This window comes from Pseudomonas sp. HR96, from assembly GCF_034059295.1.
Lineage (GTDB): Bacteria > Pseudomonadota > Gammaproteobacteria > Pseudomonadales > Pseudomonadaceae > Aquipseudomonas.
In genome coordinates this window covers 301,059-320,803 of record NZ_CP139141.1, presented here as the reverse complement: position 1 = coordinate 320,803, position 19,745 = coordinate 301,059, and the positions used below count along the sequence as shown (strand labels likewise).

The 19,745-nt window shown below is 66.1% G+C and carries 22 protein-coding genes; 6 read left to right on the top strand and 16 right to left on the bottom strand.

Annotated elements, in window-relative coordinates:
* The first annotated feature begins 56 nt into the window (after nt 1-56).
* Nucleotides 57-365, top strand: coding sequence for a putative quinol monooxygenase (locus tag SFA35_RS01500; RefSeq protein WP_320574431.1), 309 nt, complete (start codon nt 57-59; stop codon nt 363-365).
* A gap of 362 nt (nt 366-727) precedes the next feature.
* Here the strand turns inward: SFA35_RS01500 and SFA35_RS01495 are convergent, their stop codons facing one another.
* Nucleotides 728-1,072: a helix-turn-helix domain-containing protein gene (locus SFA35_RS01495; RefSeq protein WP_320574428.1), complete on the bottom strand. Its 345-nt coding sequence runs from the start codon at nt 1,070-1,072 to the stop codon at nt 728-730.
* Between the two features lie 80 nt (nt 1,073-1,152).
* A complete protein-coding gene (gene argC / locus SFA35_RS01490) occupies nt 1,153-2,094 on the bottom strand; it encodes an N-acetyl-gamma-glutamyl-phosphate reductase (RefSeq protein WP_320574426.1) in 942 nt (313 codons plus the stop codon).
* A gap of 774 nt (nt 2,095-2,868) precedes the next feature.
* On the opposite strand from argC, the gene SFA35_RS01485 reads away from it, so the two are divergent.
* A complete protein-coding gene (locus tag SFA35_RS01485) occupies nt 2,869-3,972 on the top strand; it encodes a YcjF family protein (protein ID WP_320574424.1) in 1,104 nt (367 codons plus the stop codon).
* The gene (locus SFA35_RS01480; protein ID WP_320574423.1) at nt 3,956-5,449 is read left to right on the top strand and encodes a GTPase family protein; all 1,494 of its coding nucleotides are present in this window, start codon (nt 3,956-3,958) and stop codon (nt 5,447-5,449) included. The genes SFA35_RS01485 and SFA35_RS01480 overlap by 17 nt, the downstream gene beginning before the upstream one ends.
* Here SFA35_RS01480 and SFA35_RS01475 read toward each other — a convergent pair.
* Nucleotides 5,436-6,344: a LysR family transcriptional regulator gene (locus SFA35_RS01475; protein WP_320574422.1), complete on the bottom strand. Its 909-nt coding sequence runs from the start codon at nt 6,342-6,344 to the stop codon at nt 5,436-5,438. The two genes, SFA35_RS01480 and SFA35_RS01475, sit on opposite strands and share 14 nt — an antisense overlap.
* A gap of 105 nt (nt 6,345-6,449) precedes the next feature.
* Here SFA35_RS01475 and SFA35_RS01470 point away from each other — a divergent pair, with 105 nt between their 5' ends.
* The gene (locus tag SFA35_RS01470; RefSeq protein WP_320574419.1) at nt 6,450-7,454 is read left to right on the top strand and encodes a zinc-binding alcohol dehydrogenase family protein; all 1,005 of its coding nucleotides are present in this window, start codon (nt 6,450-6,452) and stop codon (nt 7,452-7,454) included.
* Nucleotides 7,455-7,482: 28 nt separating this feature from the next.
* A complete protein-coding gene (gene nfsB / locus SFA35_RS01465; protein WP_320574417.1) occupies nt 7,483-8,139 on the top strand; it encodes an oxygen-insensitive NAD(P)H nitroreductase in 657 nt (218 codons plus the stop codon).
* Nucleotides 8,140-8,187: 48 nt separating this feature from the next.
* Here the strand turns inward: nfsB and SFA35_RS01460 are convergent, their stop codons facing one another.
* The 13 genes from SFA35_RS01460 to flgB form a co-directional block, all read right to left on the bottom strand.
* Nucleotides 8,188-8,733, bottom strand: coding sequence for an NADH:ubiquinone oxidoreductase subunit N (locus tag SFA35_RS01460; protein WP_320574414.1), 546 nt, complete (start codon nt 8,731-8,733; stop codon nt 8,188-8,190).
* A gap of 109 nt (nt 8,734-8,842) precedes the next feature.
* On the bottom strand, nt 8,843-9,868 hold the full coding sequence (locus tag SFA35_RS01455; protein ID WP_320574412.1) for a hypothetical protein: 1,026 nt from the start codon (nt 9,866-9,868) through the stop codon (nt 8,843-8,845).
* Nucleotides 9,869-9,875: 7 nt separating this feature from the next.
* Complete coding sequence (flgL, locus tag SFA35_RS01450) at nt 9,876-10,790, bottom strand: flagellar hook-associated protein FlgL (protein ID WP_320574410.1); 915 nt, start codon at nt 10,788-10,790, stop codon at nt 9,876-9,878.
* A gap of 19 nt (nt 10,791-10,809) precedes the next feature.
* Nucleotides 10,810-12,168: a flagellar hook-associated protein FlgK gene (gene flgK, locus SFA35_RS01445; protein ID WP_320574408.1), complete on the bottom strand. Its 1,359-nt coding sequence runs from the start codon at nt 12,166-12,168 to the stop codon at nt 10,810-10,812.
* Entirely contained in the window at nt 12,165-13,079 is a 915-nt protein-coding gene (locus tag SFA35_RS01440; protein WP_320574406.1) for a lytic transglycosylase domain-containing protein, read from the bottom strand. Before SFA35_RS01440 ends, flgK begins: the two co-directional genes overlap by 4 nt.
* A gap of 2 nt (nt 13,080-13,081) precedes the next feature.
* A complete protein-coding gene (locus tag SFA35_RS01435; protein ID WP_320574404.1) occupies nt 13,082-14,179 on the bottom strand; it encodes a flagellar basal body P-ring protein FlgI in 1,098 nt (365 codons plus the stop codon).
* 36 nt (nt 14,180-14,215) lie between these two features.
* Nucleotides 14,216-14,878, bottom strand: coding sequence for a flagellar basal body L-ring protein FlgH (gene flgH, locus SFA35_RS01430; protein WP_320574397.1), 663 nt, complete (start codon nt 14,876-14,878; stop codon nt 14,216-14,218).
* Between the two features lie 8 nt (nt 14,879-14,886).
* Nucleotides 14,887-15,672 carry a flagellar basal-body rod protein FlgG gene (flgG, locus tag SFA35_RS01425; protein ID WP_320574394.1) on the bottom strand — a complete coding sequence of 262 codons (786 nt, stop codon included), beginning with the start codon at nt 15,670-15,672 and terminating at the stop codon, nt 14,887-14,889.
* A 22-nt stretch (nt 15,673-15,694) separates the two neighbouring features.
* On the bottom strand, nt 15,695-16,423 hold the full coding sequence (locus SFA35_RS01420) for a flagellar basal body rod protein FlgF (protein ID WP_320574391.1): 729 nt from the start codon (nt 16,421-16,423) through the stop codon (nt 15,695-15,697).
* A gap of 10 nt (nt 16,424-16,433) precedes the next feature.
* On the bottom strand, nt 16,434-17,621 hold the full coding sequence (gene flgE, locus SFA35_RS01415; RefSeq protein WP_320574389.1) for a flagellar hook protein FlgE: 1,188 nt from the start codon (nt 17,619-17,621) through the stop codon (nt 16,434-16,436).
* Nucleotides 17,618-18,343 (bottom strand): flagellar hook capping FlgD N-terminal domain-containing protein, encoded by a 726-nt coding sequence (locus tag SFA35_RS01410; RefSeq protein ID WP_320574387.1) that lies wholly within the window; start codon nt 18,341-18,343, stop codon nt 17,618-17,620. The genes flgE and SFA35_RS01410 overlap by 4 nt, the downstream gene beginning before the upstream one ends.
* Entirely contained in the window at nt 18,343-18,771 is a 429-nt protein-coding gene (gene flgC, locus SFA35_RS01405; protein WP_320574385.1) for a flagellar basal body rod protein FlgC, read from the bottom strand. Before flgC ends, SFA35_RS01410 begins: the two co-directional genes overlap by 1 nt.
* Nucleotides 18,772-18,775: 4 nt before the next feature.
* Nucleotides 18,776-19,114 carry a flagellar basal body rod protein FlgB gene (gene flgB, locus SFA35_RS01400; RefSeq protein WP_320574382.1) on the bottom strand — a complete coding sequence of 113 codons (339 nt, stop codon included), beginning with the start codon at nt 19,112-19,114 and terminating at the stop codon, nt 18,776-18,778.
* Nucleotides 19,115-19,217: 103 nt separating this feature from the next.
* On the opposite strand from flgB, the gene flgA reads away from it, so the two are divergent.
* Nucleotides 19,218-19,742 carry a flagellar basal body P-ring formation chaperone FlgA gene (gene flgA / locus SFA35_RS01395; RefSeq protein ID WP_320574380.1) on the top strand — a complete coding sequence of 175 codons (525 nt, stop codon included), beginning with the start codon at nt 19,218-19,220 and terminating at the stop codon, nt 19,740-19,742.
* Nucleotides 19,743-19,745 lie beyond the last annotated feature (3 nt).

Sequence of the window (19,745 nt, the reverse complement as noted above, 5' to 3'; positions counted from 1 at the left end):
CGCCGGTCCCACCCTTGTACGGCGCCACTTCGGCACCGCCCCAGGACGCAGCCGCCATGAGCACTCCCCTCAACCTCGTCGCCATCATGAAAGCCACCCCCGGCAAGGAAGCGCAACTGCACACGCTGCTGCAAGCCGCCCTGCCACACTTCCAGCAGGAACCCGGCTGCCAGGCCTACGCCCTGCTGGTCGACCTGGAAGACCCGACGCGCTTCGTGTCCTACGAAACCTGGGACGACGAGGCGGCGCTGCAAGCGCACATGAAAGCGCCGACCCTGACCAATGCCATGCCGGTGCTGGAGAAGATCCTGGCCGAGCCGATGCAGCAGATCCGGTTGAATCAGCTGCCGGGGAGTACGCTGTAACGCCGTGCCAATCAAATTTGGGTGTTGCATCACGATCGAAACGGTCGCGGGGCTTGGCCAGAATCAGCATGCCCTCGTCTCGCAGCGTCCGCTTTGGCCGGGCGCCGCCCAAGGCTGAGCGCTGCTCGCGCATATTCAGCAGGGCCGCTGAATCAGCCGCCATATCGCGGTCGTACACCGCGTCGCAAGCTTGCACGAACTTCGCCAGACCCCTGAGCGTGGGTACCGGCTCCGAGCCAAGGCCCGGCGCTGGCGTTGTCGCCTTGCCGATTCGGCGACTTGAGCAGGAAGTCGATAGGAGCCAGTTCTTCACCATAGACCCGATGCAGAAGACGCTCACCCCAACCGTCGGGCCCGGGACATCAGAAGTCCTCCGCCTTGGGCTTCTTGAGCCTGACGCGCTTGGCTGTCAGCTCGGTGGCGGACGTATCGACCGGGTGATAGCCCGTCATCAACGAACTGCCCTCTATGCCTTCGAGCGCATTGAACACCGTGCGATCAATCCCTAGCCGCCACAAGACCAGCATGAATGCCCGCAGGTCGACATTTTCCGAGCCGGACTCGATCTTGCGCAGGGTATGTTCGGACACTCTTAGCGATTGCTTGAGGTCGCTCTGGCGCAGGCCCAACGCCAAGCGTCGGGCCTTGACTAGCAGGCCTGCGCGACTGAGCGCATCACGGCAGGATACGGGAAAAAAAGCAGACATAAGGCGCACCGAGGTGAACTTTAAATAGAATAAGATTCACCATAGCACGCTTTATATCGGACCGAATTGGTCCCGGTCGGTTAAACCGCCACCCCTTTCAACATCAGGTCAAGGTTCTGCACCGCCGCGCCCGAGGCACCTTTGCCGAGGTTGTCGAGCAGGGCCACCAGGTTCACATGCTCCTGCCCCGGGGTGCCGAAGACGAACAGTTTCATGGTGTCCTGGCCCGCCAGTTCTTCGGCCTCGACGCGGGTCAGCGCGGCGCTCTGCTCCAGCGACACCACCTCGACGATGGACTGATGCTGGTAGTGCGCGGCCAGTGCCGCGTGAACGTCGGCCAGCGACGGTTTGCCCTTGAGGTCGGCGAGGAACAGCGGCACCTGCACGATCATGCCCTGGGGGAACCGCGCGACGCTGGGGCTGAACAGCGGGCGACGCTCCAGACGGCCATGCTTGGCCAGCTCGGCGACGTGCTTGTGGGTCAGGCCCAGGCCATACACGAACTGGCTGGAGCTGATGGGATCGGGGTTGGCCGGGTCTTCGAACTGGGCAATCATCTGCTTGCCGCCGCCGGTGTAACCGGACACCGCATTGACCGTGATGCCGTGGTCGGCCGCCAGCAAGCCGGCGTCGCGCAACGGCCGCACCAGGGCGATGGCGCCGGTGGGGTAGCAGCCGGGGTTGGCCACGCCACGGGCCGCGGCGATGCGTGCGCCCTGGTCTTTTTCCAGCTCGGCGAAACCGTAGGCCCAGTCCGGGTGCACGCGAAAGGCGGTGGAGGTGTCGATGATGCGCGTGCTGTCGTGGCCTTCGAGCAGGGCAACCGCTTCACGGGAGGCATCATCGGGCAGGCACAAGATGGCCACGTCGGCGGCGCGCAGGTAGTCGGCACGCAGGTCCTTGTTGCGGCGCTCGGCCTCGGGAATCGAAAGCACCTCGATGTCGTCGCGCCCGGCCAGCCGGGTACGGATCTGGAGGCCTGTGGTGCCGTGTTCGCCGTCGATGAAGACCTTTGCTTTCATAGCCGCTGTGTGCCCTGCGTTGAAGGGTGGAGATGGAAAGATGCACAGCTTACTGAATATTTGTGGCGGTTGGGGGTTCGATTGTCCGATGGTCGGTAAGATGCGTCGCGGCCCTCGCCAGCTTCGCCGGCTCCTGCGCCCACCTTGGCGACCGCAGATGACGTGGGAGGGGGCAAAGCCCCCGAGAGGCCGCAGGCCGGTTTGATTTATGGCTTGGCAGGGGAAATGCGTCGCCGTCCTCGCCAGCTTTGTCGGTTCCTACAGGACCGCCTTGGTACATGGCGGTCTGTCGTCGAACAGCGAAGGCAGTCGCGGTGATGCCACTGAATGCATATAAATCGAAACAGATGTGGGAGCGCGCGAAGCCCGCGATAGGCCGCGCGGGCGGCCGGTGGTGGCCATATTGGACATTTCGCCGGGCGCCCGAAGATCAAACCGGCCTGGCGGCCTCTCGGGGCTTTGCCCCTCCCACGTCTGTCCTGAAATTCAATCACGACCACCGGCCGCCCGCGCGGCCTATCGCCAGCTTCGCCGGCGCATACATTTGCTTCGAACGTGCCGTTCCAGTGGCATTACCTATGACCGCCTGGGTGCATGGCGGGCTGTCGTCGAACATCAAGAGCAGTCAACCGTTGTTTGCAACCATAGAATCTCCTACGCCTACCGTGTGAACGGTCACAGATGGCGAGCCAGGCCGGGGTGATATTTGAAGCAACAACCCCGCCCAAGCGGTTGTCCTAACATATCGAGCTGCCTATCAGGAGTCACCGCCCCATGAGTCTGCTTGGCGATATCTACCGCAAGCTGAACCCGGAGAAGAACCCCAATCTGCAGTCGGCCTTCGTGCACAGCGCCAACCACCTGCCGACCTTGTGGCTGCTGGGCAAGACCGGCGCCGGCAAGTCGTCGTTGATTCGCGCGCTGACCGGGCTGGACAAGATCGAGGTCGGCCAGGGCTTCAAGCCCTGCACCATGACCTCCTCGCAGTACCTTTACCCGCAGGACACCCCGGTGCTGGCATTCATGGACACCCGCGGGCTGGCCGAGGCCAACTACGACCCGGCCGAAGACATCCGCAACCTGGAAGCGGCGAGCAATGCGCTGATCCTGGTGATGCGCGCCGAAGACCCGGAACAATCGCAGATCCTCAAGGCACTCAAGCAGATCAAGCGCGCCGGGCACATCAAGCAGGCCCTGCTGGTGCAGACCGGCATCGAGCTGCTCGACGACGAGGATCGCGCCCGCTGCCTGCGCCACAACGAAGAGCAGGTTGAAAGCGTATGGGGCCCGATCGACAGCATCGCCGTCGACTTCTATGGCCGTGACGGCCAGCCGGTCGGCCTCGAAGTGCTCAGTGCCAGGCTCAAGGCGATGCTGCCGATCCTTGCCGAGCTGTTCGACGACCAGGCCCACGACAACAGCGAAGAGCTCAACTTCCAGCAGCTCAAGCGCGAGATCATGTGGTACGCCGGCGCCGCCGGGGCCAGCGATGCGCTGCCCGGGGTCGGCCTGGTGGCGGTGCCGGCGATCCAGGCGAAGATGCTTCACAGCCTGGCCAACCAGTACGGGCTGGACTGGAGCAAGCGCCTGCTCGGCGAATTCAGCGCCGCCATGGGCGCCGGGTTCGGCATCCAGTATGCCTCGCGGCTGGGTCTGCGCCAGTTGGTCAAATTCATTCCGGTGTACGGCCAGACTATCGGCGGCGCCTCGGCGGCGGTGGCCAGCTACTGCTTCACCTTCGCCCTGGGCCGGGTCGCCTGCATGTATTTCTACAGGAAGCAGCGCGGCGAAGCCGTGACCTCCGAAGACCTCAAGGCCAAGTTCAAACAGGCTTTCGACCATATCCTGCCGGTGGCCAACGATGACAAGACTCCTTGAACGTACGCTGCCACTGCTGCTGATCGCCGCCCTGGCGCCGCTGCTGGCGCTGGCCGGCTTCGGAGTGTATGCAGTGTTCCACTTCGGCTATTTGCTGCCGTTCGTGGTGGTGCTGGTGGTCCTGCTGCTGATGGGCCTGCTGCCGTGGTGGGTGCTCAAGCGCCGCGTGCGCACCCAGGCGGTGCCGGCACTGGACGTCGCCCTCGAGCAATCGCTGGAAACCCCGAGCTACTGGACCGAGCGTGACCGCCAGGCCCACGCCGCCGTGCTGCCCCACGTGCAGCAGATGCTCGCCGTGCAGCCCGAGTGGCCAGCCTTGCCGGACCTCGGCCTGGAGGTGCTGCGCCTGGTTGCCGCACGCTACAGCGACAATCCCGACACCGCCGCCTGGGCCTTCACCCCCATCGAATTCCTGGCCATCGCCGAGCAGGTCAGCCGCCGCTACCGCGAGGTGCTCAAGGCCAACGTGCCGATGATCGAGCGCATGAAGATCTCCTCGCTGATGACCCTCGGCGAACGGGTCGAGCGTTACGGGCCATGGCTGATGAACGCCTATAACCTGTACCGCAAGGCCCGCTGGTTTTCCCCGCAAGGGGTGCTCGCCGAGCTGCGCGGGCATCTGTCGGACAAGGCTTTGGGCGGGCTCAGCGATGAGTTCCAGCTGCGCCTCAAGCACCTGCTGCTGCTGGAAGTCTTGCAGGTCGCCATCGACCTGTATGGCGGCCACTTTCGCTTTGACGATGCCGACCTGCCGCGCAGCGACGCCTCTGACGAAGACCGTGAGCGCATGGCGGCCGCGCCCGAGGCCCTGCGCGTGTGCCTGATCGGCCAGGTTGGCGCCGGCAAGTCGACTTTGGTCAATGTCCTGACCGCGAGCATCCGCGCCGAGGTCAGTGCCCTGCCCGCCACCGACAAGGTGCAGGTCTACGCCTGCTCGGTAGACGGCGAAGAGGCCATGAACCTGGTCGACCTGCCTGGGCTCAATGGCGATGGCAAACTGGAAAAGAAACTCTTCGAGCAGGTCATCGACTGCGACCTGGTGCTCTGGGTGCTCAAGGCCAACCAGCCGGCCCGTGCTCTGGACCAGCACTTTCGCGGCCTGATCGAGGCCTGGGAAAGCGCCAACAACGACCGCAAGCCGCCGGTACTGGTCGGCGTGATGAACCAGGTCGACCGGCTGGTGCCGCCCGGCGCCTGGAACCCTGAGGACCCGGCCCAGGCGAAGCTCATCAAGCAGGCGCTGGACTACAACCGCGAGCTGCTCGACCTCGATCACATCGTGCCGCTGGCGGTGCCCGAAGAGCAGCCGCATTTCAACGTGCCGGCCTTGCTGGCATTGTTGCAGGAACGCTACGAGGAAGGCCTCAACGTGCAGCTCAACCGCCGTCGCCAGGAGGCCGGCGAGTTCTCTGCCAGCCGCGAGATCAAGCGGGTGAGGCATGCGGCCGCGTCACTGTTCTCGCTCATCCAGCGCTAGCGCGCTGCTCGCAGCGCAGGCGCAGCCATTGATAAAGCTGCTGCACTGCCGGCGAATACTGGCGGCGGTGCGGGCACACCAGCTGCAATGGGCAGGGTTCGCCAGGCACGTCGGGCAGCAGCACCTGCAAGCGCCCGGCGCGCACGTCGTCGCACACATCCAGCCAGGACTTGTAGGCGATGCCTTCGCCCGCCACCGCCCAGCGCCGCACCAGCTCGGCGTCGTCGCTGATCAAGGTGCCGCTGACCACTACACTGCGCCGCGGGTTGCCCGGCGCCGGAAACAGCCAACGATCATGCACTCGCCCGCCCAGTGTGTAGCACAGGCAGGCGTGCCGACTCAGCTCTTCGAGACTCTGGGGCGCGCCTTGGCGCTCGACATAGGCGGGCGCGGCCACCAGCACCCGGCAGTTGTCCGCCAGCAGCGTCATGGCCACATAGCTGGCGTCCTGCATGTGCCCATAGCGGATGGCGACGTCGACCGGGTCGCGAAAGACATCGGCCAACTGATCGGATACATGCATGCGCAGGGTCAGCGCCGAGTGCTCGCGGCGAAACTCGGTCAGCCATGGCAGCAGCACATTGCGGCCCAGGTCCGAAGGCGCCGACACTTGCAACACACCCTGCAACTGCGTGTCCTCGCCACGCAGCTGCTCCTGACCGGCCTGCAGCGCATGCAGGGCCTCGCTGGCGTGATCCAGATAGCGCTCGCCCTCGGCGGTCAGGCGCAGGCTGCGGGTGGAACGGGCAAACAACCGCACATCCAGCTCGCGCTCCAGGCGCTGGATCGCCGCGCTGACCTGGCCCGGCAACAGGCCGGCCTCACGCGCGGCATTGGAAAAACTGCCCAGCGCGGCCGAACGCACGAACAGACCGAGGTCATCAAGACGAACCATTTTCACGGCTCCAGTGAAAGTGCTACCCGATTTTGCCTCTTTTTCCGGAGTCAGCGGAAGCACAGACTGGTCCCATGTACTGACACCCCCTTCAGGAGCTTCGCCATGAAAGCTATCGCCTACACCCGCAACGGCCCCATCGACGTCGCCGATGCGTTGATCGACATCGACCTGCCCGAACCGACGCCCGGCCCGCGCGACCTGCTGGTGCAGGTCCGCGCCGTGTCGGTGAACCCGGTCGACACCAAGATTCGCGCCGGCGTCGCCGTGACTGAACCGCGGGTGCTCGGCTGGGACGCTGTCGGCGTGGTCAAGGCCGTGGGCAATGACGTCACCTTGTTCAAGGCCGGCGACGAAGTCTTCTACGCCGGCTCGCTGATCCGCCCGGGCACCAACAGCGAACTGCACCTGGTCGACGAGCGCCTGGTCGGGCACAAGCCCCGCAGCCTCGGCGACGCCCAGGCCGCCGCCCTGCCGCTGACCGCGATCACTGCCTGGGAGCTGCTGTTCGACCGCCTTGGCGTCGCCGAAGGCGGCGGTGCCGGGCAAAGCCTGCTGGTGGTCGGCGCGGCCGGCGGAGTCGGTTCGATCCTCGTGCAGCTGGCGCGGCAACTCACGCAGATGACCGTGATCGGCACCGCCTCGCGCGAAGCAACCCGCCAGTGGGTGAGCGATCTGGGCGCCCATCATGTGATCGACCACCATCAACCGCTGCTCGCCCAGTTGCAGGCCGCTGGCGTCGGCGAGGTCACCCATGTGGCCAGCCTGACCCACACCGACAGCCACTTCGAGCAGCTGATCGAAGCGCTGCAACCGCAAGGCAAGCTGGCCCTGATCGACGACCCGGCCAGCCTCGATGTGGTGCCGATGAAGCGCAAGGCGCTGTCGCTGCACTGGGAGTTGATGTTCACCCGCTCGCTGTACCAGACCGCCGACATGATTCGCCAGCATGAACTGCTCGAGCGGGTGGCCGAGCTGGTCGACCAGGGTGTGCTGAAAACCACCTTTGGCGAACACTACGGCACCATCAATGCCGCCAACCTGCGCCGTGCGCACCAGCTGCTGGAAAGCGGCCGTGCCCAAGGCAAGATCGTCCTCGAAGGTTTCTGACCCGAATCCATTACTGGAATAGACCGAAATGAGCCTGCACAGCCTGTCCAAGACCCGCTACACCACCAAGGCCTACGACGCCGCCAAGCGCATCCCCGACGAGACCTTCCAGGAGCTGCTGACCCTGCTGCGCCACGCGCCGTCGTCGGTCAACTCGCAGCCCTGGCATTTCGTCGTCGCGGCCACCCCCGAAGCGCGCCAGCAGATCGCCGCCGCCGGCATGCACGAAGGCTATGCCTACAACGAGGGCAAGGTGCTCAACGCCTCCCACGTGATCGTGTTCTGCACCCGCACCAGCATGACCGACGAGCACCTGGACGCCGTGCTGGCCCAGGAAACCGCCGATGGTCGCTTCGACACCGAACAGGCCAAGGCCGGCACCGCCGCCAGCCGCCTGAGCTACGTCAACCTGCACCGCTATGACCAGAAAGACCTGCAGCACTGGATGGAAAAGCAGACTTACCTGGCCCTCGGCACCCTGCTGCTGGCGGCCGCCGCCAGCGGTGTCGACGCCACACCGATCGAAGGCTGCGACTTCCGCGCCCTCGACAAGGCCCTGGGCCTGCGCGAGAAGGGCTATACCAGCGTGGTGGTGGCGGCTCTGGGCTACCGCGCCGAGAGCGACTTCAATGCCAAGCTGCCCAAGTCCCGCCTGCCCGAAGCAACGGTGGTGAGCTGGCTTTGAGGTCAAACCGGCCTGGCGCCCTCTCGGGTGGCCAGGCCGCGTCTGCGCCTAGGAATACTCATTTTCCAGACTGTCCAGATGGTGCTCGAAAGTGCGCAGCTGGGTGGTCCAGGTGTACACCAGCATCTCCAGTTCGCCATTGATCTCGCCGGCCTGGGCCGGTTCGGCGCACTCCATGAGAAAACGCTGGCGGGCCAGTGAGGTGGCGACATTGCTCAGCTCGCGGGCGTCCTTGAGCCAATGCCAATTGCCCTCGCCCATTTCCTCGTCGAGCACGCGGCAATGCAGCTTCAGCGCCGCCAGGCTGGTGTCCAGTGGCGTGCCGCCGAGGTCGCCCATGACCTCCTGGAAACTGCGCGCCGGCTGCCAGTAGCCGCCCCAGAAAAACCGCTCGAACACGGTTTCGACCCGGCGCAGGGCCACCTTGGCGTCCCAGATCAACACCCGCGTATGGCCGTTGGCCAGTTCTCGTCGACGCAACAGCAAGGTCGCCACGCTGCTCCAGGCGATCACGCCGAGCAGGATCACTGCCGTCAACAAGAGGACAAGGGCCGAGGTCGAACACCAGAAGGCCGCTGCAGAAGGGTCGTGCATGGCGAAACCTTTTGCGCTATAGGTGAGCTAATGTGTCAGGGACTGCTCATTTCATGACACGACAGCACGACAAATGCCGTCCCGGCAAGCCTGCGCAGACCAACGGCGCTCAAGCCAACAGGCCCAGAACAGAGCGGCGCGTGAGCGCCGAACGGGCGATGGCGCGGTTGACGCTGGCAGCCCGGGCGTTCAACTGAAAATGGCTGGGAGCGCCAGCGGCCGTGGTTTTGGCGTCGTTCAGACGCTCGACGAAGTCCAGTGCCACGCGGCGTTTTTCCGCTGCCGCCCGGGTCTCCCCGCCCAGCTGTTGGCGCAGCTGGCTCTGCTGCTGTTGAAAGTACTCGCGGGCGGCTCGAATACGCTCCAGCACCTGCTCGCCCAAGGCGCGCAACACCGGGCCGGCGGGCGCCTGGCGCAACTCGGCCTGCAGGCTCTGCTCGCGCAGCGGCGGCACCTGCCAGCCAGTGGCGGCAAACAGGCGCCCCTCACCGCGGATCGCCAGGTGTTCGCGCAACGCCGGCCAGGCCGCTTCGTCGATCTCGAACAGCAAGCGGCTGTCTGCCTCGACCCGCACCTGCACACCGGCCTGGCCGAGGCTGGCATTGAAGCGGCGCAACAGGCGCGCAGGGCCCAGGTGCTCGTCCAGCACCACCGCCAGCGGTCCGCCGGCCTGAGGGCCGACGCTGAACAACAAGGTCTCGGCGCCGGCCGCCTGCACGGCGCGCAACGATGCCAGGCCGGCCACCTCGAACTGCACCCGCGCGCGGGTTGCCGGCCCGGCGCGCAACTGCCCGTCAAGCACCTCACCCAGCCCCGCCGCGCGCTGCTCCAGCGTCCGCTCGAGCCCGGCTCGGGCACCTTGCAGCGCGCTTTCGGCAGACGCCGAGCGCCGCGCCGCCAGCGTTTGCAGCACACCGACGGCGCGCTCTTCGAGCCGGCCCAGGTAGTCCAGGGCCACCTGCTGCAACGAAGCGTCGCGGTTGAACTGCAGCGCCTGCTCGGCCGCCTGGCCGGGCTGACGCGCCAGCGCCGCGCCGGCCTGCCGCGCAGCGGGCTCGGCAGCGGCGGCTGCCGGCGCCGGCCAATGCAGTCCGGGGGGCGCGCAAGCCCGAGTGGCGAGCTGATCGATCTTCACGCGGTCATCACATCAGGTTGAACAGCGACAGCGCGCCGATCTTCAGGTAGGTCTTCTGCGACGCCTGCATGGCCAACTCGTGCTGAGCCAGCGCCACGGTCGCCTTGGGGTAGTCCAGCGCGGTCAGCTGCTCACGCAGGTTCTGGTGGACGATCGAGGCGTCCTCGTTGCCTTCGGCCAGCAGGCTTAGATGATTCTGCCGGCTGCCCAGTTCGGTCATCATCCCGAGCAAGGCGCGATGGCTGTCGTCGACCCGCCCGAGCATGCCCTTGAGCTGGGCCTGCACGGCCGGGTCGGCGGGGTCCAGGGCCGGATCCTGAAGGGTCTGCACCAAAGCATGCAGGTCGTTGAGCAGCTCAGGATTGGCGCCCAGCACTTCGTGCAGCGTGACGTTTTCCTTGACCAGCACCCCGTTGGCCACCGCCGCCTGGCGGTGCTGATCGTTGCCGCTGAGGCTGTAGCGGCCGCTGGCCGGATCGAAGGTCAGCGCCGGCGTGTCGGTGCGGGTACCGGCGAAGCGATAGCGCCCGTCTTCGTCGCGCCCGTTGAACAAGGCCACCAGGCTCTGCTCCAGACTTTGCATCTGGCCGGCCATGCTGCGCAGGTCCTCGGCGGTATTGGCGCCATTGCTGGCCCACAGCAGCAGGTCGTTGAGGTTGAGCAAGGCCTCGGAGCCCGACTTCAGCCCCGTCTCCTGGGCCGCCAGGCGGTGGCTGAGGTTATCGATGTTCTTCCCGTACTGGTCCAGTGCCGCCTCCTCGCGCTGCAGACGCAGCACACGCACGCTGGCGACCGGGTCATCGGAGGGTTTCTGCAGGCGCAAGCCGCTGGCCATCTGCGCGTGCAGATGGGCCATGGCGCTGCCGTTGCGGTTAAGGCTGCCACTGATCATGGCCTGGGTCTGGGCTGTGGTTACGCGCATTGGTTCACTCCTCGGCCGGTCAGAATGCCGCCAGCATGCTGTCGAACAACTGGTTGGCGGTTTCGATGACTTTCATGTTGGCCTGGTAGGTGCGCTGAAAGGTCATCAGGTTGATCGCTTCTTCGTTCTCGCTGACCGCGCTGAGGCTGTCACGCTGGTTCTGCGCGTGTTCGAGCACACCCATCGCGGTCTTGAAGTCTTCGAGGTTCTGCCGGCTGGCGCTGGCTACGTTGCCGAGCAACCCGGCATAAGCGTCGTTGAGCATGACCGGCCGGCCGCCGATGGAGATCTCGCGGTTTTTCAGCTCGAGCAGGGCCAGCAGTACCTCGTTGTTGCCGTGCTCGCCTGCCACCGAGGAAAACGCCAATTGCTCGGGGCGCAGGTCGGTCAGCTCCAGTTGGCCATTGGCCGGGTTGAAGCTCAGCAACGCCTGGCCGGGATTGCCGTCCAGGTCAAAGCCCGTGGCCAGCGTGGCGTTGATCGCCGCGGCCATCTCGCCGGCCATTTCCCGCAAGGCGGCACGGGTCGGCAGCAGCTGCTCGGTCTCCATGCGGTGCAGTGCACCCAGGCTGCCGCCCAGGCGTTCCTGCTGCAAGGGAAAAGCGGTGCCGGCAAAACTCAGCGACAGCTGCTGCGCACCGTCGGCCAAGGTGGTGACTTGCAAGGTCGCTGCGGTGTTTCCGGCCACCAGCGGCTGGCCGTTGGCGAAGCTGATGTCGAGCGCTCCGCTGGGATTTTCGCGCACGCGCAGTTCGGCGAACTGGCCCAACTCGGCGACCAGCGTTTCGCGCTGGTCGCGCAATGCCGAGCTGTCCTGGCCGGTGGCCTGGGCATCGGCGATGCGGCGGTTGAGCACCGCGATATTGGCGGCCACGCCGTTGACTTCGCTGGTCATGCTGCTGCGTTGCTGGCGCAGGTCGCCAAGCTGGTCGGAGATGTTGCGGTTCAGGCCATTGAAGCGCTGCGTCAGGTTGCGCGCCTCGCTGATGATCTGCTGGCGCAGGGCGATGTTCTCGGGGGTGGTACTGGCTTCGCTGAGGGCGGCAAAGAATTTGTCCAGCCCGACACTGATGCTGGAGCCTTCCCCTGCCATCAGCTTTTCCAGGCCGCCCAGGTATTGCCCGGCACCGTTGTGGTAGCTGGCCTGAGAGCCGGCTCGCCAGAGCTGCTGGTTGTTGAAATCACTGGTCATGCGGCGGATGCCGCTGACCTCCACGCCGCCGCCGATGCGCCCTCCCTGGCCGCCGACCGAGGTGAACGCCGTGGTCAGCCGGCTGAACCCCGGAGTGTTGAGGTTGGCCAGGTTCTGCGCGGTGGTGTTCATGGCTATCTGCGCGGCATTGACGCCACTGAAGCCGATCTGACTCATGATGCTCATGCCAAGGGTTCCTTGTACTCGCTGCGGGGTTGCTGGCTCAAGGCGGCGGACGGCGGCGCTGGCTTAAATCCGTTGTGGCCATACAAGTCCTGGAAAATCCGCCGGGTGTACTGGCGGGTTTCCTCGAAAGGAATGGTTTCGATCCAGCGCTGCGCGCTGACCTCGCCGCGCCGCGGGTCACCGTACTGCTGCAGCCACTGGTCGACGCGGCCTGGGCCAGCGTTGTAGGCCGCCACAGCGAGCACCGTTTCGCCGTCGTAGCGGCGCAGCAGTTGCGCCAGATAGGCCGTGCCCAGCCGCTTGTTGTACTCGCCGTCGCGGGTCAGGCGCCGGTGGTCATAAACCAGCCCCAGCTGCGCGGCCATTTCCCGCGCGGTGTCAGGCATCAACTGCATCAGGCCCAGCGCGCCCTTGGGTGATACGGCCGCGACCTGCCCGGCCGACTCATGGGCGATGACCCGCTCCACCAGCCGCAGCAGCATGCCGGCACCGCGGGTGACCCTGCCGGCCCAGCCCTCGACCAGCGGCCCGAAGACCCGGTTGGCGATCTCCTCCATCCCCAGCGCAGTCCTCGCGGCTGTGGCCGGCAGGGCCGGGCCGGGCGTTGCCTCGCCAGGCGGTGGCGGCGCCGGCCGGCCCAACTGGCGCACCAGCAGCTCGGCGATGCCGGTCTGGCGCCGGCGCGCCAGGCTGTCGGCCAGGGCGTCATCGTGCATCTCGCGCAGCGTATCGGTCTGCGCGCTGCGCAACGGGTTGTCCGCTGCCAGCACGTCGCCGGCCTTGCGCATCTGCCTGAGCAGCTGGCGCAGGAACATCGCTTCGAACTGCTCGGCGGCCTCGTCCAACCGCGTGGGCGTGGGCGTGTCAGGCGCGGCCGGCAGGGCCGTGAGGGGGAAATCCAAGGGTCTCATGCTCAGATCACCAGCAGCTCGGCATTCAGCGCCCCGGCGCGCTCCAGCGCCTGGAGGATGCTCATGACGTCATCGGGGCTGGCGCCCAGGCTGTTCACCGTGGCGATGATGCTGTCGAGGCTGGCGCCTTCCGGCCACTTGAACATGCCACTCGCACTTTGCTCGACGCTGACCTGCGAGCGCGGCACCACGGCGGTCTGGCCGCCGGAGAGCGGACCCGGCTGGCTGACCTGCGGTGTCTCGCCGATCACCACCGAGAGCGAACCATGAGCCACCGCCGCCGCCTTGACCCGCACCCCCTCGCCGACCACCACGGTGCCGGTGCGGCTGTTGAACACGACCTTGGGCCGCTGCCGCCCCTCGTCCACCTCCAGCGCCTCGAGCAGGGCGACGAAGGCGGTGCGCTGGTTGCGCTCGGCCGGCGCGCGCAGGGTCACGCGCGTGCCGTCCAGTGCCGTGGCTGTGCCGGCACCGAAGCGCCGGTCGATCGCCTCGACCACCCGCGTGGCGGTCTGGAAACTGGGTTGGCGCAGGTTCAACGCTACCCCTTCACGGCTGCCGAAATCGCTGGCGATGCCGCGCTCCACGGTCGCGCCGCTGGCGATGCGGCCACTGTTGACGGTGTTGATCGCCACCCGCGAACCGCTGCGCCCTTCGGCACTGACCCCGCCGACCACCACACCACCCTGGGCCAGGGCGTAGACCTCGCCGTCGATGCCGAGCAAGGGTGTCAGCAGCAGCTGGCCGCCGCGCAGGCTCTTGGCATCGCCCAGCGAAGACACGGTCACGTCCAGGCGCTGCCCGGGCCCATAGGACGGCGGCATATCGGCCGTGACCGTGACCGCCGCCACATTCTTGAGCTTGGGGTCGACATTGGGCGGCAGGTTGACGCCGAACTGCTTGATCAGGTTGCTGATCGACTGGCTGGTGAACCTGACCTGATTCTTGTCGCCGGTGCCATCGAGCCCCACCACCAGCCCGTAGCCGACCAGCTGGTTGGCGCGCACACCTTCGATATCGACCAGGTCCATCAACGGCACGGCGCGCGCCGGCAGGTGCCAGAAGAGCAGGCAAGCCGCCAGCAGGAAGAGGTTACGCATGATCAAGGCCTCGCTGGAACCACAACAAAGGAAACACTACAAAGGAAAAAGCGGGTGGCTGAAGAAACGCGTCAACCAGCCCGCCGAGTTGCTGTCGTTGAGCACACCGCGCCCGGCATAGGAGATGCGCGCATTGGCAACGCTCTGCGACGACACCTGGTTGAAGCGGTTGATGTCGTCGGTGCGCACCAGCCCGGCCAGGCGGATGTACTCGTCGCCCTGGTTGAGCCGCAGGGTTTTCTCGCCCTTGATCAGCAGGGTGCCGTTGGGCAGGACCCGGTGCACGGTCACCGCGATCGAGCCACGCAGGGTGTTCTGCTGCGAGCTCTTGGCGGCGCCGTTGAAGTCGCGCGAGGCATTGGCCGAGCTTTCGAGGTTGGCGTAGGGCTTGCCGAGAATGGTCGGCACGCCGATGCCGGCCTTGCTGCTCTTGCCGAAACTGGTGCCAGCGCTCTTGCTCGACTGGGTCGATTCGTCCAGCACGATGGTGAGGATGTCGCCGACCCGCAGCGCGCGCTTGTCCTGCAGCAGCGAGCCACTGAAACCGCTGCGGTACAGCCCTCCGGCCTGCCCTTCGGCGAGGTCGTAGACCAGCGCCGGCGGCTGGTAGTCGCTGCCGTCGTCGTCCGGGAGCATCTCCCTGAAGCTCTGGCAGCCGCCGCACAGCAGCAGGCCCACCAGCACGAGCGCCATTCGCATGATCGGCCTCAAACCGTCTGATTGAGAAATTGCAGCATCCCCGAGGAGGCATCCAGCACCTTGGCATTGGCCTCGTAGGCTCGCTGGATGGCCATCATCGAGACCATGGCTTCGACCACCTCCACGTTCGAGCCTTCCAGCACGCCCTGCTTGATGCTACCCAGGCCGTCCTGGCCCGGCACGCCCTCGACCGGCTCGCCACTGGCCACCGTCTCGCGGTACAGATTGCCGCCCAAGGCCTCGAGGCCCGCCGGGTTGATGAAATTGGCCAGCAGGATCTGCCCCAGCTCCACCGGCTCGGTGTCGCCGGGAAGCAAGGCGGTGACGATGCCGTCGCTGCCCACGGTGAAACGCGAACTGCCGGCCGGCATCTCGATCGCCGGCACCAGGGCCAGACCCTGGGCGTTGACCAGCATGCCCTCGGCGTTGAGCTGCAACTGACCGCTCTCGGTGTAGTGCACGTCCCCGGAGGGCGACTCGACCTGAAAAAAGCCGCGGCCGACGATGGCCAGGTCCATGGGCTGGTTGGTGGTCTGCATGCTGCCTTGGGTAAACACCTTCTGCGTGCCGACCACGCGCACGCCGCTGCCCAGCTGGATACCCGAGGGCACAGTGTTGACCTGGTCGGCCTGGGCGCCGGGCTGCAGTTCGATGGCGTAGAACAGATCCTCGAACACCACCCGGTCGGCCTTGAAGCCGACGGTGTTGACGTTGGCCAGGTTGTTGGCCACGGCGGCCATGGCCTTGTCCTGGGCGGCCAGGCCGGTCTTGCTGATCCACAATGCCGAGCTCATTGCATTCTCCTGTCGGGCGCCGTCAACTGCCGCGAATCATGCGGTTGCCCGCGTCGGCGAGGTTTTCGGCGGCTTTCATCATTTTTACCTGAGTCTCGAACAGTCGGCTCAGGCTGAGGGTGGCGACCAATTGATCGATGGAGGACACGTTGCTGCTTTCCAGATAGCCGCTGGCCAGGGAGACGGCCTCGTCCTGCTCGGCGCTGCCGCCGGCGCGCAGGACCAACAGCCCGGTGGGGTCCTTGGCCAGGTCGGCCGCCGGCACATCGACCAGCTTGATGCGACCGGCTTCGACCAGCTGCGTTTCGCCGCTGGGCAACACTGAAATCGTGCCGTCGCGACCGATATGCAGCCGGTCGTGGGCGGGCAACGTGATCGGGCCACCCTCGCCCAGCACCGGGCGACCGTGTGCCACCAGCTGCATGTCGCTGTCCACCTGCAAACTGCCATGGCGGGTGTACGCCTCGCCCTGGGTGCCCTGCACAGCGATCAGGCCGGAGCCCTGGATGGCGAAGTCGAGGTCGCGACCGGTGGCCATCAGGCTGCCGGCGGCCAGGCTCACGCCGTTGTCCTGGACGCGCGCCAGGTGCCGGCTGTCATAGCCGTAACCGGGCACGGGGGCCGCGCTGGCCTGTTCCAGGTCGGCGCGAAAGCCTGGCGTGTTGGCATTGGCCAGGTTGTTGGCGCGCACGCTCAACGCGGTCATGGTGCGGCTGGCGGCGGTCATGGCGGTGTAGCCGAGACGGTCCATGGGGTAGCCCTCAAATCGAGCCGAAGAGGATCTGGGTGAGTTCCTTGCTGGTGGTCAGCACCTTGCTGTTGGCCTGGTAGTTGCGCTGGCCTTCCATCAGCCCGACCAACTGCTGGGTCAGGTCCACGTTGGAAGCCTCCAGGGTGCCGGCGCTCAGGCTGCCCAGCGGCCCGCTGCCCGGTGTCCCCAGCAGCGGCGCACCGGACTCGCCGGTGGCGCTCCAGCGCGTGCCGTTCTCGTTCTTCAGGCCACCGGCATTGGCGAAGCTGGCCATTACCACCTGGCCCTGCAGCAGACGTTCGCCATTGCTGTATTTGGCGTAGACCTTGCCGTCCTTCTCCACCGCCAGGCCGGTCTGCTCGCCGGCGGCGTAGCCGGAGGCCTTGTTGGTCGTGACCACGAAGTCCGAGCCGTACTGAGTGGTGCCGGTGTAGTCGATGGCGATGTTCATGGGGTTGACACCGGGCAGCGTGAAACTGATGTCGACCGTGCCAGTGGGCGCGGTCAGGCCGCCGCCAGGCGAGAACTCCAGCAGCTGCGGGCCGCCCACCGACTGGCCCTGGTTGTAGTAATGCGCCTGCCACCGGTTGTCGGCGGTCTTGGCGAAGTACTGGGTGACGGTGTGCTCCTTGCCCTGGGAGTCGAACACCTTGGTGGTGTAGGTGAAGTTGTAGCTGTCGGCATTGTCCGGGTCGAAGGGGGTGACCGTAGGCACCTTCTCACCGGCGTTGAGGTTGAGGGTGAAGTCCAGGGTATCGGTGGCCCGCGCCGGGATGTTGCCCGACAGGATCTGCAGTTCGCGCAGGGTTCCGACCAACAGGTTGCCGGCGGCATCCACCGGGTAGCCCATGAGGTTCTGGCCGTTGGCATCGACCACGAAGTTGTCCTTGTCGGTGCCGAACACGCCATTGCGGGTATAGCTGGTGTCGCCGTTGGTGCCACGGGTGATGAAGAAGCCGCCACCGGAGATGCCCATGTCCAGATCGCGCCCGGTATTCACCAGCGCGCCGTTCTGGCCGACGCTCTGGGTCATGCTGATGACCCCCACGCCCATGGCCTGGCCATCCGCGTACAGGCTGCCGAACTCCACCCGCGAGGATTTGAACCCGGTGGTGCCGACGTTGGCAATATTGTGGCTGATGGCATTGAGCTGCTCGGTGACCGAGTTGAGCCCGGAAGTCGCGATATTGAAACTCATGCTGGCAATCCTGTTGCGGAAGATGGAATGAAGGCCGCGGCCGATGGCTGGAACAACGCTCCCATCGAGCCCTGGCTGAATTCGGTGATCTTGTGCAGCGGCACGCGCCCGGCGCCCTTGACCTCGAGCAGGGTGCCGTCGGGCGTCACGCGCACGCCGGTGACCAGGCCGGTGATCTCCACCGGCGGCGTCTCGCCCGCCCCGGTCTTGACTTCGATCTGGTATTCGCCGGGCGCCAGGCCCAGCGCCTCGGGGTCGAGGGTGAAGTCCAGCTGGCCGGCCTCGCCCGCGCCCAGCTTGACTTCCACGGTCTGGCCATTGCTGTCGGTAAGGGTGATGACCACGTCGTTGGCGGCATGCTCGAGCTCTACCGAACCCTGGATCACCTCGCCTTCCACCTGGATGCTGTCCACCGCCACCTTGACGTGCTGGCCCACCAGGCTGGCAGCGGTCAGCGTCTGCAGGTTGTCGAGCAGGATCAGGTTGCTCTGGGTCAGCTTGCTCATGTTCTCCAGGCTCTTGACCTGGGACATGGCGGCGAACTGCTGAATGAACTCCGAGGTGTCCACCGGTTTGGTCGGGTCCTGGTTCTGGATCTGCGCCACCATCAGGGCCAGGAACTGGTTCTCGATCTCTTGCGAATCGCTGGTACGCGGGGTGGTGACGGGGGTCTCACGGGGCAGGCCGGAGCGCTCGAGGTCACGCGGGGTGATCGTGCTCATCAGGCTTCTCCCAGCTTCAGCAGGCCCTGCTGCATGCCCTTGATCCGGTTGAGCACCTCGACGCCGGTTTCGAAACTGCGGCTGGCGGACATCATGTCGGTCATCTCCTCGATCGGGTTGACGTCGGAATAGAAGACATAGCCACTGCCGTCGGCCAGCGGATGGTCGGGCTCATGCCGGCGTTGCGGCGCGCGGCCGGAGCCGACCACGTCGAGCACCTGCACATGGGCGCCGCCCAGGCCGACGCCGCGGGTCAGCAGGTCGTTGGCGTACACAGCGGCGAACACCGGCTTGCGCGCCTGGTAGGCACTGTCCGCGCTGGCAGCCGCAGAATCGGCGTTGGCCAGGTTGCTGGCCACCGTATTCAGGCGCACGGTCTGGGCATTCATGGCCGAGCCGGCGATGCGGTAGATGGAATCGAACGACATTGGCTCAGCGCCCCTCTATGGCCTGCTTGAGGCCTCGCAATTTCTGGTTGAGAAAGGTCAGGCTGGCCTGGTAGTCCTGGCTGGCCTTGGCGAAGGCGGCCTGCTCGACACTGGCCTCCACGGTGTTGCCGTCCTGCGCCGGCTGGGTCGGCACGCGATACATCAGGCGGCTGTCGGACACCTGCGCCGAGCGGCGCATTTCGGCAGCGAAGTCGAGGTCGCGGGCCTTGAAGCCGGGTGTGCTTTCATTGGCCAGATTGGCGGCCAGAATCTCGCTGCGCCGAATGTGCAGGCCGATGGCCTGGGCGTGTACGCCCAGGGTTCGATCAATGGCAAAGCTCATAGCCGCTCCTTGTGAGTCAGGGCCTGTTTTTTGCAAACCTTCTGGCCAGGCTTGGTGCAGAAACCATGCCTGACCTTACGAACAACTCAGGCTATTGATTTCAATGGATTTTTTTAAAATTCGCGGACGACTCTCGGCAGCCCTGGTTCCGCTGTGCGAAGGCTTGCTCCGGCGGTGCGGAAAGCTCGCTTCCCATGGCCTGCTGGCCTTGCTGCCGATGACTGCGGCCGCCGAGCCACCGCTCGTCCAGGCACTGGTCAGCACCCGCGAGATTGCCCGCCAGGCGCCGGTGCGCATGGCCGACCTGCAATGGCGGCGTGTGCACCCCAGCCAGCACCCCCGCGGGTTGATCAGTGACCCGGCGCAGCTGGACGGGATGAGCGCGCGGCGGCGCATCCGCGCCGGGCAGGTACTGAGCCCCAGCCTGCTGGAGCCCAGCTTGCTGATCCGGCGCGGCGAGCGCGTGCTGATCCAGGCCAGCCACGGCCAGGTGCGGGCCAGCACCGAGGGCGAGGCATTGAGCAGCGGCGGCCGCGGCGCAGCCATCGAAGTACGCAACCTGGGCAGCGGCAAACGGGTGCAGGCGTGGGTGGTGGAGGGCGGCGTGGTCAGTACGACCACGCCGTGACGC

Coding starts and splice junctions, on each gene's coding strand:
- SFA35_RS01500 (WP_320574431.1), top strand. CDS start 57: ATGAGCACTCCCCTCAACCTCGTCGCCATCATGAAAGCCACCCCCGGC.
- SFA35_RS01495 (WP_320574428.1), bottom strand. CDS start 1,072: ATGTCTGCTTTTTTTCCCGTATCCTGCCGTGATGCGCTCAGTCGCGCA.
- argC (WP_320574426.1), bottom strand. CDS start 2,094: ATGAAAGCAAAGGTCTTCATCGACGGCGAACACGGCACCACAGGCCTC.
- SFA35_RS01485 (WP_320574424.1), top strand. CDS start 2,869: ATGAGTCTGCTTGGCGATATCTACCGCAAGCTGAACCCGGAGAAGAAC.
- SFA35_RS01480 (WP_320574423.1), top strand. CDS start 3,956: ATGACAAGACTCCTTGAACGTACGCTGCCACTGCTGCTGATCGCCGCC.
- SFA35_RS01475 (WP_320574422.1), bottom strand. CDS start 6,344: ATGGTTCGTCTTGATGACCTCGGTCTGTTCGTGCGTTCGGCCGCGCTG.
- SFA35_RS01470 (WP_320574419.1), top strand. CDS start 6,450: ATGAAAGCTATCGCCTACACCCGCAACGGCCCCATCGACGTCGCCGAT.
- nfsB (WP_320574417.1), top strand. CDS start 7,483: ATGAGCCTGCACAGCCTGTCCAAGACCCGCTACACCACCAAGGCCTAC.
- SFA35_RS01460 (WP_320574414.1), bottom strand. CDS start 8,733: ATGCACGACCCTTCTGCAGCGGCCTTCTGGTGTTCGACCTCGGCCCTT.
- flgL (WP_320574410.1), bottom strand. CDS start 10,790: ATGCGCGTAACCACAGCCCAGACCCAGGCCATGATCAGTGGCAGCCTT.
- flgK (WP_320574408.1), bottom strand. CDS start 12,168: ATGAGCATCATGAGTCAGATCGGCTTCAGTGGCGTCAATGCCGCGCAG.
- SFA35_RS01440 (WP_320574406.1), bottom strand. CDS start 13,079: ATGAGACCCTTGGATTTCCCCCTCACGGCCCTGCCGGCCGCGCCTGAC.
- SFA35_RS01435 (WP_320574404.1), bottom strand. CDS start 14,179: ATGCGTAACCTCTTCCTGCTGGCGGCTTGCCTGCTCTTCTGGCACCTG.
- flgH (WP_320574397.1), bottom strand. CDS start 14,878: ATGCGAATGGCGCTCGTGCTGGTGGGCCTGCTGCTGTGCGGCGGCTGC.
- flgG (WP_320574394.1), bottom strand. CDS start 15,672: ATGAGCTCGGCATTGTGGATCAGCAAGACCGGCCTGGCCGCCCAGGAC.
- SFA35_RS01420 (WP_320574391.1), bottom strand. CDS start 16,423: ATGGACCGTCTCGGCTACACCGCCATGACCGCCGCCAGCCGCACCATG.
- flgE (WP_320574389.1), bottom strand. CDS start 17,621: ATGAGTTTCAATATCGCGACTTCCGGGCTCAACTCGGTCACCGAGCAG.
- SFA35_RS01410 (WP_320574387.1), bottom strand. CDS start 18,343: ATGAGCACGATCACCCCGCGTGACCTCGAGCGCTCCGGCCTGCCCCGT.
- flgC (WP_320574385.1), bottom strand. CDS start 18,771: ATGTCGTTCGATTCCATCTACCGCATCGCCGGCTCGGCCATGAATGCC.
- flgB (WP_320574382.1), bottom strand. CDS start 19,114: ATGAGCTTTGCCATTGATCGAACCCTGGGCGTACACGCCCAGGCCATC.
- flgA (WP_320574380.1), top strand. CDS start 19,218: ATGGATTTTTTTAAAATTCGCGGACGACTCTCGGCAGCCCTGGTTCCG.